The following is a 13,217-nucleotide window of genomic DNA, read 5'->3' as shown; positions in this document are numbered from 1 at the left end:
GGCTTGCCTGCGATGCAGACGGCTCGGTTTAATGTCGAACCGAGTTGATGCCATCGCAGGCAAGCCAGCTCCCACAAGGGATTGTGTTGAGGGGGAGATCGTTGTTCCAATCAATAAATAGATATAAATATAGATCGCATCGATATAAGTGGTTATAAGAAAAATCGCTATGCTGCGGGCCAGATTTTTCCTGCGGTCGATGTGGACGGATTAATGGATTTTGTTAACTTCGGGTTGGTCGTTGCCGGGCTGGTGGTCGGTTTTATCGTCGGCATGACTGGCGTGGGCGGCGGGTCGCTGATGACACCGATCCTGCTGTGGTTCGGGATCAACCCGGCTACGGCGGTGGGCACGGACTTGCTGTACGCGGCCATTACCAAATCCAGTGGTGTGCTGGTTCATCGCAAGAACAAGAACATCGACTGGGCGATCACCGGTTGGCTGACCCTCGGCAGTGTGCCGGCAGTAGCGCTGACGCTGTGGTTTTTGAGCAGCTTGCAGACCTCGCCCGATGCGATGAACGCCGTTATCAAACAAGCCCTGGGCTTCGTATTGTTCGCCACGGCGCTGGCAATTTTCTTCAAGAAACGCTTGCTCGATTTCGCCCACAAACGGGCGGGCGGCCACTACAACCCTAGCGGCCCCCGCTTGAATGCACTGACCGTTATCACCGGATTGGTCCTTGGCACCATGGTGGCCCTGACCTCCATCGGCGCTGGCGCCCTGGGCACAGTAGCGCTGTTCATTCTGTACCCGATGCTGCCTACCCGCCGGCTGGTCGGCACCGAAATCGCTCACGCCGTGCCCCTGACCCTGGTCGCCGGCCTGGGCCATGCGAGCATGGGCAATATGGATTGGCACGTTTTGGGCTACTTGCTGGTCGGTTCGCTGCCGGGGATTTACCTGGGCAGCCATTTGACCGGGCGGATCTCCGACGAACTGCTGCGTCCATGCCTGGCCACGATGCTGGTGCTGATCGGCTACAAGCTGGCGTTCTGATCCGGCACCATATAGATCACTGAATTTAGCGGAATCATGCCCTCACTGGCGTAGTCAAAATTATGACCACGTTCAGATGAGGTCATGACGTCCATGAACAGCCCCGTAAACGATCTTCTAAGACGGTTCCGCCGCCCCCGCGGCGAGCCACCCGGCAACGCGGCCGAGGTGCTACGCCGTCATGCCGAGCCGTTGCCTGCACTCGACTCACCTGAATTCGGCAAACTCTTCGACCGCTTTGGCGATGCCAGCGTGGTGCTGATCGGCGAAGCCAGCCACGGCACCCAGGACTTCTACCAGACCCGAGCGGCGATCACCCGCCACCTGATCGAGCAGCATGGCTTCGGCATCGTCGCGGTTGAAGCCGACTGGCCCGATGCAGGGCAGATCGATCGATGTGTCCGTGACCTGGGGCGCTCCGCCTGGAAAAAACAGGCCTTCGCCCGATTCCCCACCTGGATGTGGCGTAACACGGCCGTGCAGACCTTTACCCGTTGGCTGCACCACCATAATCGCGGCTTGGCGCTTGAGCAGCGGGTGGAATTTCGGGGGCTGGATGTTTACAGCATGCGTCACTCCATCGACGAAGTACTGGGCTATCTCGACAAGACCGATCCGCAACTGGCGAAAGAGGCCCGCCATCGCTATAGCTGCCTGACGCCGTGGCATGACGACCCGGCGCTGTACGGTCATTTCGCTGAGCGGGGCAACATGGCCACGTGCGAGGACGCAGTGGTCGAGCAATTGAATGTGTTGCTGGGCGAACGGCTTGACCCGATGGTCGCCGACGACGAGGCGTTTTTCAGCGCCACCCAGAACGCCCGCGTGGTGCGGGCCGCCGAGCAGTATTACCGCGCCATGTACCGCGGCTCGACCGCCTCGTGGAACCTGCGTGACCTGCACATGTTCGATACCTTGCAAACCCTGATGGTGCATCGCGGGGCAGGCGCCAAAGCGGTGGTGTGGGCGCATAACTCACACATCGGCAACGCCGCCGCGACGCAAATGGGCTGGGAGGGGCAATTCAACATCGGCCAGTTGTGCCGCACGGCCTACGGCTCACAAGCAGTGCTGATCGGCATGGGCACCGACCACGGCACCGTCGCCGCCGCCGACGACTGGGATGAGCCGATGCAGGTCAAACAGGTGAACCCGGCATTGGCAGACAGCTGGGAACAACTGTTTCTCAAGGCCGGCGTCCCCGCAGCACTGCTCGACTGGCGGACGTCACCGAGCGAGGAGTTGCTGGACGTGCTGGCCGAGCCATTACTTGAGCGCGCCATCGGCGTCATCTATCGCCCCAGGACCGAGCGCCAGAGCCATTACTTTCAGGCAGTGCTGGCGGAGCAGTTCGACGCTTTCGTCTGGATCGAAAAAACCCATGCGGTCTCGCCGTTGCCTGCACCTGAATTCATGGAGCACGAGGAAGACACCTTTCCGTTCGGTATATGACACGCCAATGACGGGTCTCTATTCCCGGGTAAATATCTCCAGCAGATGCCCGTCCGGGTCGTCGAAATACACCCGCCGGCCACCGCCGTAATCATTGATCTCATTCGGCCGTTGTTTGCCAGGATCTGCCCACCAGGGCTGCTTGCGCGCTTGCAGGCGAGCGAAGGCTGCATCAAAGTCTTTGTCGCCAATCAGGAACGCATAGTGTTGGGAGGCAATCGGCGGGTCGTTGTTGTAGAAATCCAGCGACACGCCATTATCGAATTTGACCACCAGCATCGGTCCGAACGGCTCGGGATCGGGCAGGCCGAGGAGGTCGGTCAGGTAGCGGGCCGACACCTGTTTGTCACGGCACCAGACGATGGTGTGGTTCAGCTGAGCGCTCATGGAAAAATCCTCACGGCGAATCAGGTCGTGCGAGTCGTGCCATGAGATTAGCTCAGGCTGTTGCGCAATGACTGCCCTGACCTAAGCTTGGGGCAAGGCGAATACAAATACGTTGCCTCCCCCGGAACGTTCGCCGCGATGCGCAATCATTAGAGCGTGGATATCAAAAGGAGATGCGCATGCTCATCAGGTCTTTGACCCTGGCTACTCTGCTGGCTTTCGTAGGCCCCTTGTTCGCCGCCGATGACGATTCCCCTCTGGTTAAAGACGTGGGCAGGGCCCGTCCCTTGATTGTCATCGCGCCCAGTTCGGTCGACCCTACTTGGATCAGCCTGAAAAAATCGCTGGATGAACCCGCCAGTCGCAAGGGCTTCACCGAGCGCAACATGGTGCTGTACACCGTGATCAACACGATGGGCCAGCGCGACGGCAAAGACCTCGACCCGCAAACAACGATGGCGTTGATTCGCTCGCTCAAGTTGGGCGCCGGGGCGAAGAGCAAAATCATCCTGGTCGGCAAGGACGGCGAAAAGAAGCTTGAAAAGGATGTGGTCGAGCTGAAAGAGATTTTCAGCACCATCGACGCGCTGCCAGCCGCCGAAAAGGAAGCGACAGTACCGGTGCCAGCGCCGGTGGCTGAAGTTGCGCCGGCCAAAGGTGCAAAGGGCAAACCGGCGAAGCCCGCCAAACCGCCTGAAATGCCGGATGATTGAATTGCCACTGAACTCTGTGGTGATCTTTTCAGGTAGGAGGGATGACTGTGAGGGGATTAGTCCTTCTTCCAGAGGGTGTGTTGAAAATGACTGAGGTGGTCGTTTCAACCGCCTCAGCCCTCTGGTAGACGGTCCTGACTGTTTTAAGGTCGAGCCAGCAAATGACGGATTACATTAACCAATACAGGTGAGAAGGGCTGCAGGCGCCCGGCATCAGGCGTTTGCAAGTCCTCAAGAAGTAAGCCCAAGAAATCTTCGTCCTCATTCTGCAACTCGTCGGGTGGCAGGTTCTGGGTATAAATCAACGCATCAACCAGAGTTTTACGTGCGCCGACAAGACCACGATTGCTTTCCTCGGTATGACCCAGATTCAACGCCTCAATGGACGTATTGGCTCGGTCGGTATGCCCCGTTACCAGACCAGACAGATAGAACTTCAGCTCGGTTTCGCATTCATCCATCAAAGGCGTCAGTGGCAGTGTTCGCGTGCCTCGACCGTGGCCGCATTGATGGGAGCGTTGGCAACTTGCGACTATGTTGGATAAGTCTAAAGTGCGATTTTGCGCCTGATCCTGGGCCTCAATATGCTCGTTATGAGCGTCGTCAATCGTGATTGCCTGGCAGCAATACGCACATAAGCCGTACTGTTCCGAGATACACGCTGAGCGAATGGACCGACTCTCTTCAACGGGCAAATCCCGGTAACGTAATGTGCTGTTCAAGCGCTTCCATCGAGTCAGCGCCTCCGGCTCAATACCCTTGCTGATCTTACGCACGACGCAACTCCAATTTGCGGATCAATAGTGCGGCTTTCGCCAGCTCCAGATGACCGTCTGAAAGCTCCAGTGAGAGTTCGGAAAACAACTTCTTCGCTTCGTCCAGATCACCGTCCTGCAAGCGCTCCATTAACCGATTCAAGCGCTGCTGCACCTCGCTGTTGCGGATGTCGGTGTCCATTACTTCCAGCAGAACCTGATTAGCATCAAGTCCATAAAGACCATTGTGCTCTCGTAGTTCCCCGTCATTCAGCACGTAACACAACACATCTTTTGCGTCGCTGATGACGAGCGGAGAGTGCGTTGTCAGTACAAACTGGCAATTGGGAAAGGTCTCTCTTAACTGCCGAATCAAACTGCGCTGCCATTTGGGATGCAGGTGCAAATCGACTTCGTCGATCAGTACGATGCCATCGCCTTCTAACGGATTGTCCAAAGACTGATTCATCATCGCCAGTCGGCGCGCGATATCCCCGACTAACGCCATCATGGATTTTTCACCCTGTGAGAGCTGGGAGACGTTGAGCGTCACGCCGTCTTTGTCTATCGCCATGTGCAGGCGTGGCTTGCGCTGCACTCGCAAGTTGCTGAAACCGGGCATGAATGCAGCGATGGCGGAGCGAACTGCTGTCAGCTGACGATCGCGGGATGAGGCTTTCACTTGGGAAAGGGCTTTCCAGACCTTACTGTCCTTGCCGAATTTGTCGGAGATCTCTGCCAAGGCTGCGTCGGACACGCCGGTTTCATTTTCGCTGTCTTCGCGCTCGCGAAACCATTCAAAGAAACGTCGAAAATCTACGCCACGATTCAACGAATTGTCATAGCCGTCCAACTGATCAAATGTATGTTTGGTTCGGATTTTCAGGGGGATTTCCAGAACCGAACGTTCAACCGGATAGTAGGCAATCAACGGAAGTGATGCTTTATCAAACGCGGTAAGTTGGTTTCGGTAGTGGTCCGCCAGACGACTCACGCCTCCTAACGAGCTATGGATATGAGCCTTCCGCCCCTGCCTGCCGCGGGCAATGCCCCACGTGAACAGAGCATCTTCGGGGCTCGCATCGGGAGGACTCGAGCGCGCCTGTGACTCGTCTTCTATGCCAATCAAAATTAATGCAGATGAAGCACCGTTTCGAATGTCTTCTTCTGCCAGGTGATTGCCATTGCCTTTCTCAGTACGAATTCTGGCGACCAACCAACTCAGTGAGGTGGCCAGCGACTTTAAAAGAGTGGTTTTACCGGCGCCGTTGTTCCCCACCAGAACCGTCACGTTTGAGGGGTGTTTCGCGGTAGGGGCCAAGGAAACGGTCAAATCGGTGAACCGACCGACATCCTTGAGCTTGAAACTGGTGATTTCCATTACAACGCCCTTTGGGGGTCAGTCGGTTTGAAGGCTTGAGCGCGCATTATGTCATTCCCTGCTACGGATTGATCCGATGCCGTTTAGATACAACGGTTTCGGTCGCATCACAACGGTCATCAATAAAAAGTTAGTTGCAGTGTATGCCCATGAAAATGAGCTGGGGCAAAGGACTGCAATTGCGTCGGACATTTCCTGCAAAACGCAGAGCACTTCATGAACTGGTGCGGTGGCGAGCATGCCGATAACCTTCTCCAGCCGCTGCAAAATCAGTGGTCGGATGTGGAAGTCCGGTGAGTACCGAGAGCGCATGTGCACCTGTAAACACATGTTGGCGTTTTTTTATGCCAACATTGTTGCTTATGGCGGCTGTGCGCAGGAGCACTCTTGAGTGCACTGGGTTTCTCTCGGTATCCCGGACTTCCACACCTGCGTTACAGCTGCCACCCTCTCTGTGGAAGTGAGATCGGCAGTTTTCTTAATTACCGAGGTTCTTCACCCATGAAAAAAATAAGTCCTAACCCGCCCGAAACCCCAACCGATTCCGACCCCCTCGATTCCGTTCCACTGTCCGAAATCACCGAACCCGCCGTCAGCGCTCGCTTGCGTAACCCCAACCACGCCGACCCGATCAGCCATATCTTCGCCATCGTCCCCGGCGTCGACACAGAAACCCTGCTGAGCCACGCCTGTGAAACCCTCGCATCCCTGAACGTGCTGATCACCGACTTGGCCTGCAAGCTGGAAAGCTCCAACCGCAACGTGGCGCTGTCGATCCAGCAGTTGGCGGTAGTCGCGCAATTGCTGGTGAACCGCGCACTGGACAACATCGATTCGCCCGAAGGCGCGCCTGCCGTTCAGCCAAGCACTCAACATTGATCAGGGAGGTTCCGTTATGGTTCGATACATGCCGATTACGGGCATCGACTGCACAATTGCATCGTTGCTGATTGATACCGAGGCGCCTGTGGACGTGTTGCATGACACAGCGGCCTATCGCATCAGAAGCGTGACCCAGCTATTGGAAACCCTTTCCATCGGCGAAGGGATCAGTCGCGATGCATTGCTGTTGCAGGACTTTGCGCGAGTGGCGATTCCGATGCGCGACGGTTGTGACTTAATGGATGTGATCGGACGACGATTGCGGGCGCAGGTTTAAGTGCAGTAAAGAAAAATGGGCGACCTTAAGAGGTCGCCCATTTTATTTGCCAACGCCAAACCCTGTGGCGAGGGGGCTTGCCCCCGTTCGGCTGCGCAGCAGTCGTAAACCCGGCATCAGAGGTCTATCTGATACAACACGGTGGCTGGTTTGGGGCCGCTGCGCAGCCCAACGGGGGCAAGCCCCCTCGCCACAGGTGCGCGGTTGCCCAGCCTCGATGGATTGTCGGGATTATTCGGCCAGCGCACTCATTATTTCGTAAGCGATTTTGACTCGCTCCGGGTTCGGGTAGTTTTTGTTGGCCAGGATCACGATGCCGATGTCCTTCGCCGGGACAAAGGCGACGTACGCGCCAAAGCCGCCGGTTGAGCCGGTTTTGTTGATCAGCACAGTGTCGTGTGGCGGTTGCGGCGGGTTCAGCGGTTGGACCTCATGAGCCTCAAAGGCCATCTGCGACGAGTTGCCCGCCAGCAATGTATCGAGCGTTACCGGATAGTTGTAGAACTCCCACCCCAACCCTTGAGTCATCTCGCCAACGGTGTAGTAACCGGTATGAGTGGTGGCGATGGCTTGCTGCAAGGGCTTTTCCAGCGACGTCGGATTCATGTTCGCTTCAACATAGCGAAGCAGGTCCGAGGCGCTGGTTTTAACGCCATAGGCTTCGGAATCCAGCGCGCCCGGTTCGACCCGCACAGGCTTGTCGTCCTTGTTGTAACCCTGGGCGTAAAGCGCCATCTGATCCTGCGGCACCTTGAGGTAGCTGTGCTTGAGGCCGAGTTTCGGCAGCAAGGTTTTTTCCATCAGCTCATCGAACGGCGCTCCCATGCTATGGGCTGCCAGATAGCCGAACAACCCAATGCTGGGGTTTGAATACAGGCGATGAGTGCCGGCGGCGTAGGCCGGTTTCCACTGTTTGAAATAGCCGAGCATCTTGTCCTGATGGTCCGCATCACCGGGGAATTGCAGGGGCAAACCACCGGCGGTGTAGGTGCCGAGTTGCAGCACGCTGATGTTGTCGAACGCGCTGCCACGTAATGTCGGTAGAACCTGGCTGGCGTTGTCCGACAGGGCCAGTTTGCCTGTCGCGTGGGCATAGGCGGCAAGGGTGGCGGTGAAGGTTTTGCTCACCGAACCGATCTCGAACAGGGTGTCTTCGGTAACGGCTTTGCCGTTTTCTTTCGAGGCCACGCCGTAGTTAAAGTAATGCGGTTGGCCGTTGACTGTAATCGCGACCGCGACACCGGGGATCTGCTGTTGCTGCATCACCGGTTCAACGGCGGCCTTGACGATCGCTTCGATGCGGTCGTCAGCAAAGCTGTGACTGACGCCTAGCAGAAGTGCGAAAGCGCTGTAAGACGCGAGTTTTCTCTGATTTTTTATACGCATGATTGAGTCATTTTCCATGAGTTTCTGTTGTGTTAACCGCTACACTCCGAGCGGTTTTTCAAGCCGGTCCGTTGCTGGGCGAGCCAAATCTATGCAGTTTGGCGAATACCCACAAACGACGATATTTCAGATGAGCCATTAGAAAATTTTGGGAGTGGGCATGATTCGACCTCATCTGCCGCTGAATGCGCTACGCGCCTTCGAGGCTTCGGCACGCCATCTGAGTTTCACCCGGGCGGCGGTGGAGTTGTGTGTCACGCAGGCAGCGGTGAGTCATCAGGTCAAAAGCCTTGAAGCCCAGCTTAACGTGACTTTGTTCAAACGCCTGCCCCGGGGCCTGATGCTGACCAGCGAAGGTGAAACCCTGCTGCCGGTGTTGCGCGACTCTTTCGACCGGATCGCCGAGACCCTGGAGCGGTTCGAGGGCGGGCATTTTCGTGAGGTGCTGACGGTGGGCGCCGTGGGGACTTTCGCGGTCGGTTGGCTGTTGCCGCGATTGGCGGACTTTCAGAAGAAACATCCGTTCATAGATTTGCGCCTGTCGACCAATAACAACCGGGTGGACGTGGCCGCCGAAGGCCTGGATTACGCCATTCGCTTTGGCGCAGGGGCGTGGCATGGGATCGAGGCGGTACGGTTGATCGAGGCGCCGCTGTCAGTGCTTTGCGTTCCCGAGATTGCGCGACAATTGCACACCCCGGCCGACCTGTTGCAACAAACGCTGTTGCGCTCCTATCGCACGGATGAGTGGTCGGAGTGGTTTCAGGTGACCGGTCTCTCGACCCATGCCGCCCCGCCCCGGAGCATCGTCTTCGATTCCTCGCTGGCGATGATGGAAGCGGCGTTGCAAGGGGCTGGAGTGGCATTGGCGCCGCCCTTGATGTTCTCTCGACAACTGGCGGCGGGCGCAATCGAGCAACCGTTCGCCATCGGGATCACCACGGGCAGCTACTGGCTGACCCGCTTGCAGTCGCGCCCTGAAACGTCGGCGATGGCTGCGTTCAAGGACTGGCTGCTGCAAGCTTCGCATTAATACAAAACCCTGTGGGAGCGGGCTTGCTCGCGAAGGGGTCATCACATTCAACATTGATGTTGACTGACACACCGCCTTCGCGAGCAAGCCCGCTCCCACAGGGATTGAGGTGTTTTCAGAGGGTTACCGCACCAGACACGGCCGCTTGTTATCGAATTTCCACCCCGGGATCAGAAACTGCATCGCCACGCTGTCATCCCGCGCGCCCAGCCCCATGCCTTTGTACAACTCATGGGCCTTGGCCAGCTGATCCATGTCCAGCTCAACCCCCAAGCCAGGTTTTGTCGGCACCTGCACGCAGCCGTCGACGATTTGCAGCGGTGCTTTGGTCAGGCGTTGGCCGTCTTGCCAGATCCAATGGGTGTCGATGGCGGTAATTTCGCCCGGCGCAGCCGCCGCGACGTGGGTGAACATCGCCAGGGAAATATCGAAGTGGTTGTTGGAATGCGAGCCCCAGGTCAGGCCCCATTCGTGGCACATCTGCGCGACTCGAACCGAGCCTTGCAGGGTCCAGAAGTGCGGGTCTGCCAAAGGAATATCTACTGACTGCAACTGGATCGCATGGCCCATTTCCCGCCAATCGGTAGCGATCATGTTGGTCGCGGTTTTCAGGCCCGTGGCACGACGGAACTCGGCCATGACTTCACGGCCCGAGTAACTGTTTTCCGCACCGCATGGGTCTTCGGCGTAAGCGAGAACGTGATGCTGATCCCGGCACAGGCGGATCGCTTCTTTGAGCGACCAGGCGCCATTCGGATCAAGGGTGATGCGTGCATCGGGAAAGCGTTCGGCGAGGGCGGTGACCGCTTCGATTTCCTCGTCGCCACTCAACACGCCACCCTTGAGTTTGAAGTCCTTGAAACCATAACGGGCGTGGGCGGCTTCCGCCAGGCGCACAACGGCGTCGGCACTCATGGCTTTTTCGTGACGCACACGGAACCAGTCGTTGTCGGCGTCCGGTTCGCTGCGGTAGGCCAGATCGGTTTCATTGCGATCACCGACATAAAACAGGTAACCGAGCATCTTCACTTCGTCGCGCTGCTGGCCTTCGCCGAGCAGGGCCGCGACCGGTACGTCCAGGTGCTGACCGAGCAAGTCGAGCAGGGCGGCTTCAAGGCCAGTGACCGCGTGAATGGTGATGCGCAGGTCGAAGGTCTGCAGGCCGCGACCACCGGCATCGCGATCGGCAAAGGTCTGGCGCACTTGATTGAGGATCTTCTGGTAAGTGCCGATCGGGCTGCCGACCACCAGTGCGCGCGCATCCTCCAGCGTCTGACGAATACGCTCGCCACCCGGCACTTCACCGACGCCAGTGTGACCGGCGTTGTCCTTGAGGATCACAACGTTGCGGGTGAAAAACGGACCATGGGCGCCACTCAGATTGAGCAGCATGCCATCGTGGCCGGCCACGGGAACAACCTGCATGCTGGTGATGATCGGGGCTTTTGCGGCTTCTTGTGGGTTCATTTTCTTGTCCTTAAAACCAATGTTCAGGCGTGATTAGGTGCTGGTTTACCCAGGGCAACCACAGGTGCGGGTTTCGGTTTATTGCGCGCGGCGAAGACGATGATCGCGGCGATGATCGAGGTGGCGGCCAGGCCGTACAGCCCGCCCTGAATCGACCCGGTGTGTTGTTCCAGCAGACCGAAGGTGGTCGGCGCAACGAAGCCACCGAGGTTGCCCACCGAGTTGATCAGTGCGATCACGCCTGCAGCAATGCGTGCATCCAGGTACGCCTGGGGAATTGGCCAGAACAGCGACGATGCCGATTTGAAACCCAGCGCTGCGAAGCAGATGGCGACGAAGGCGAAGATCGGCCCGCCCGTGGTGGACATGAACATCCCGGCGGCAGCGATCAGCAGCGCAGCGGCGACCCAGGCTTGCTGGTGTTTCCATTTGGCCGATAACGTGGCGAAGGCGTACATGCCGACGATCGACAGCAACCACGGAATCGAGTTGAACAGGCCGACCTGAATGTCGCTCAGGTCGCCCATCTTCTTGATGATGCTCGGCAGCCAGAAGGTCGCGGCGTAGATGGTCAACTGGATGAAGAAGTAGATCACGCAGAACAGGATGATCTGACGATCCTTGAGCAGTGTGCCCAGCGACGGTTTGATCGGCGTCGCGGCTTCGCGGGCCAGTTGTTCGTCATCGATGGCTTTGACCAGTGCGTCCTGCTCAGGAAGGGTCAGCCATTTGGCGTCGTGGGGCTTGGAGTCCAGCCAGAACCAGACGAACACGCACAGCCCGACCGAGAACATCCCTTCAATGAAGTACATCCACTGCCAGCCGTGCATGCCCAAACCACTGATTTGCAGCAGCAGCCCGGACAGCGGGCCGGAGATTAGCGACGCTATGGCTGAGCCGCTGAGGAAGATCGCAATCGCCTTGCCGCGTTCGACGCCAGGCAACCAGCGGGTGAAGTAATAAATCACCCCGGGGAAGAAACCGGCTTCGGCGACGCCGAGCAAAAACCGCAGAATGTAGAAGTGGGTTTCGTTCTGGATGAACGCCATGCAGGCGGCCACCAGGCCCCAGGTCAGCATGATGCGGGTCAGCCAGATTCGTGCGCCGACTTTTTGCAGGAGGATGTTGGAAGGGACTTCAAACAGTGCGTAACCGATGAAGAACAGACCGGCACCGAAGCCGTAGGCGGCAGCACCAATGCCCAGGTCATGCTCCATGTGCGCGCGGACGAAGCCAATGTTCACACGGTCGATGTAGTTGACGATGAACATGATCACGAACAGCGGCAGAACGTGGCGTTTCACTTTCGAGATGGCGGACTTCAGGACCGAATCGGCGCCCTCGGTCATCCCGGATATGGATGTATTCACTGCTTTTTCTCCCACTCGTTATTTTTATGCGGGGTGTGGCTGGATGCTGCGTTGTTGATAGACATCATACAACTAGGCTTTTTTGTCCTACAAGTACCGTCACTCAACAAAATGGTGCTAGGCGGAAGGGTTTTTATTCGTTTTACGGATTTGCATGGCGTATTTGTTGGGTTGTTCACGGATGTGTTCAGCCGATAATTTTCCCTTTGTCGCGGCGGAGCGCTTGGGTGCGATGGTGTAAATCGTCTTTTGTGCAGTAAATATTGAGTGTTGTCATACAAGTTGAGCGGCGTTTTATTGAGATTCCCGTCATCGAAAAGCGCACACGGTGATACGATCCGGATACCCGCTTTACGGATAAATCACCATGCAAGAAGACATCGACGCACCTGCCCGCAAGCGTGCCCATAACCTGGCCCATGATCTGGTGAGCAAACTGACCCAGAGCATCCTGCTCGGCCAGATGGTGCCGGGGGACAAGCTGCCGTCGGAAAACTCGATTGTTCAGGAGCATGGCGTCAGTCGCACAGTGGTGCGCGAAGCGATCTCGAAGTTGCAGGCTTCGGGGCTGGTGGAAACCCGTCACGGCATCGGCACTTTTGTTCTAGAGCGCGCACCGGATCAGGGGCTGCGTCTGAATGTCGATACGGCGCTGGGCGTGCGCAGTATTCTGGAGTTGCGCATGGGCCTGGAAACCCAGGCTGCGGCGCTGGCAGCGGTTCGTCGCACAGACAGGCAGTTGGCGCAGATGCGTGAAGCGCTGGATGACTATCAAAGCCTGTTGGCCAACAACGACAGTTGCGTCGAGGCGGACAAACGCTTTCATCTGCTGATCGCCGAAGCCACTGGCAACGCGTGTTTCACCGAGATCATGCAGCACCTAGGCAGCGCCATGATCCCCCGGACCCGCGTCAATGCCGCCGAGCGCGGGTCGGCGGATTTGAGCAAGCTGGGGCAACTCGCCAACCTCGAACATGAGGCGATTCTCAATGCCATCAGACGCCAGGATCCGGATGCGGCGCGGGCGGCAATGTGGTTACACCTGACTAACAGCCGCGACCGCTTTTCGGCTGATCGGTAGCCGCCGTTGGTCTCCTCGATAGCACCCCTTTTGC

General features: G+C 57.6%; 13 protein-coding genes. 7 read left to right on the top strand and 6 right to left on the bottom strand.

Translation table 11 applies throughout. The features are described 5' to 3' along the window. Positions 1–213: 213 nt before the first annotated feature. Positions 214–999 carry a sulfite exporter TauE/SafE family protein gene (locus tag AC1RQB_RS19830; protein ID WP_063340965.1) on the top strand — a complete coding sequence of 262 codons (786 nt, stop codon included), beginning with the start codon at positions 214–216 and terminating at the stop codon, positions 997–999. A gap of 93 nt (positions 1,000–1,092) precedes the next feature. Continuing rightward, positions 1,093–2,451 (top strand): erythromycin esterase family protein, encoded by a 1,359-nt coding sequence (locus AC1RQB_RS19825; protein WP_063340964.1) that lies wholly within the window; start codon positions 1,093–1,095, stop codon positions 2,449–2,451. Positions 2,452–2,469: 18 nt separating this feature from the next. On the opposite strand, the gene AC1RQB_RS19820 is transcribed toward AC1RQB_RS19825, so the two are convergent. After that, complete coding sequence (locus AC1RQB_RS19820; protein ID WP_063340963.1) at positions 2,470–2,838, bottom strand: VOC family protein; 369 nt, start codon at positions 2,836–2,838, stop codon at positions 2,470–2,472. A 179-nt stretch (positions 2,839–3,017) separates the two neighbouring features. Between AC1RQB_RS19820 and AC1RQB_RS19815 the strand changes: the two genes are divergently transcribed. Next, positions 3,018–3,551 carry a DUF4174 domain-containing protein gene (locus AC1RQB_RS19815; RefSeq protein ID WP_063340962.1) on the top strand — a complete coding sequence of 178 codons (534 nt, stop codon included), beginning with the start codon at positions 3,018–3,020 and terminating at the stop codon, positions 3,549–3,551. Between the two features lie 143 nt (positions 3,552–3,694). On the opposite strand, the gene AC1RQB_RS19810 is transcribed toward AC1RQB_RS19815, so the two are convergent. Next, positions 3,695–4,327, bottom strand: coding sequence for an HNH endonuclease family protein (locus AC1RQB_RS19810; protein WP_063340961.1), 633 nt, complete (start codon positions 4,325–4,327; stop codon positions 3,695–3,697). After that, positions 4,320–5,687, bottom strand: a complete 1,368-nt coding sequence (locus AC1RQB_RS19805) for an AAA family ATPase (protein WP_063340960.1) — start codon at positions 5,685–5,687, stop codon at positions 4,320–4,322. Before AC1RQB_RS19805 ends, AC1RQB_RS19810 begins: the two co-directional genes overlap by 8 nt. A gap of 501 nt (positions 5,688–6,188) precedes the next feature. On the opposite strand from AC1RQB_RS19805, the gene AC1RQB_RS19800 reads away from it, so the two are divergent. After that, positions 6,189–6,566: a DUF6124 family protein gene (locus AC1RQB_RS19800; RefSeq protein ID WP_063340959.1), complete on the top strand. Its 378-nt coding sequence runs from the start codon at positions 6,189–6,191 to the stop codon at positions 6,564–6,566. A gap of 16 nt (positions 6,567–6,582) precedes the next feature. Next, positions 6,583–6,846 (top strand): hypothetical protein, encoded by a 264-nt coding sequence (locus AC1RQB_RS19795; protein ID WP_063340958.1) that lies wholly within the window; start codon positions 6,583–6,585, stop codon positions 6,844–6,846. Positions 6,847–7,077: 231 nt separating this feature from the next. Here the strand turns inward: AC1RQB_RS19795 and ampC are convergent, their stop codons facing one another. Beyond that, a complete protein-coding gene (gene ampC, locus AC1RQB_RS19790; protein ID WP_063340957.1) occupies positions 7,078–8,232 on the bottom strand; it encodes a class C beta-lactamase in 1,155 nt (384 codons plus the stop codon). Positions 8,233–8,392: 160 nt separating this feature from the next. On the opposite strand from ampC, the gene AC1RQB_RS19785 reads away from it, so the two are divergent. Beyond that, positions 8,393–9,265 carry a LysR family transcriptional regulator gene (locus AC1RQB_RS19785; protein WP_063340956.1) on the top strand — a complete coding sequence of 291 codons (873 nt, stop codon included), beginning with the start codon at positions 8,393–8,395 and terminating at the stop codon, positions 9,263–9,265. Between the two features lie 123 nt (positions 9,266–9,388). On the opposite strand, the gene gudD is transcribed toward AC1RQB_RS19785, so the two are convergent. Continuing rightward, positions 9,389–10,732: a glucarate dehydratase gene (gudD, locus tag AC1RQB_RS19780; RefSeq protein ID WP_063340955.1), complete on the bottom strand. Its 1,344-nt coding sequence runs from the start codon at positions 10,730–10,732 to the stop codon at positions 9,389–9,391. A 23-nt stretch (positions 10,733–10,755) separates the two neighbouring features. Further along, on the bottom strand, positions 10,756–12,102 hold the full coding sequence (locus AC1RQB_RS19775; protein WP_063340954.1) for an MFS transporter: 1,347 nt from the start codon (positions 12,100–12,102) through the stop codon (positions 10,756–10,758). A gap of 367 nt (positions 12,103–12,469) precedes the next feature. Between AC1RQB_RS19775 and AC1RQB_RS19770 the strand changes: the two genes are divergently transcribed. Continuing rightward, positions 12,470–13,183, top strand: a complete 714-nt coding sequence (locus tag AC1RQB_RS19770) for a FadR/GntR family transcriptional regulator (RefSeq protein WP_063340953.1) — start codon at positions 12,470–12,472, stop codon at positions 13,181–13,183. Positions 13,184–13,217 lie beyond the last annotated feature (34 nt).

The organism is Pseudomonas sp. GW822-FHT02E03, from assembly GCF_058802325.1.
Note: the sequence above shows the minus strand (reverse complement) of the source record. Positions and strands in the feature narration are given on the sequence as shown.

Bases quoted from the DNA above. Each gene is read 5' to 3' on its own strand.
- AC1RQB_RS19830 (WP_063340965.1), top strand. From the start codon at position 214: ATGGATTTTGTTAACTTCGGGTTGGTCGTTGCCGGGCTGGTGGTCGGT.
- AC1RQB_RS19825 (WP_063340964.1), top strand. From the start codon at position 1,093: ATGAACAGCCCCGTAAACGATCTTCTAAGACGGTTCCGCCGCCCCCGC.
- AC1RQB_RS19820 (WP_063340963.1), bottom strand. From the start codon at position 2,838: ATGAGCGCTCAGCTGAACCACACCATCGTCTGGTGCCGTGACAAACAG.
- AC1RQB_RS19815 (WP_063340962.1), top strand. From the start codon at position 3,018: ATGCTCATCAGGTCTTTGACCCTGGCTACTCTGCTGGCTTTCGTAGGC.
- AC1RQB_RS19805 (WP_063340960.1), bottom strand. From the start codon at position 5,687: ATGGAAATCACCAGTTTCAAGCTCAAGGATGTCGGTCGGTTCACCGAT.
- AC1RQB_RS19800 (WP_063340959.1), top strand. From the start codon at position 6,189: ATGAAAAAAATAAGTCCTAACCCGCCCGAAACCCCAACCGATTCCGAC.
- AC1RQB_RS19795 (WP_063340958.1), top strand. From the start codon at position 6,583: ATGGTTCGATACATGCCGATTACGGGCATCGACTGCACAATTGCATCG.
- ampC (WP_063340957.1), bottom strand. From the start codon at position 8,232: ATGCGTATAAAAAATCAGAGAAAACTCGCGTCTTACAGCGCTTTCGCA.
- AC1RQB_RS19785 (WP_063340956.1), top strand. From the start codon at position 8,393: ATGATTCGACCTCATCTGCCGCTGAATGCGCTACGCGCCTTCGAGGCT.
- gudD (WP_063340955.1), bottom strand. From the start codon at position 10,732: ATGAACCCACAAGAAGCCGCAAAAGCCCCGATCATCACCAGCATGCAG.
- AC1RQB_RS19770 (WP_063340953.1), top strand. From the start codon at position 12,470: ATGCAAGAAGACATCGACGCACCTGCCCGCAAGCGTGCCCATAACCTG.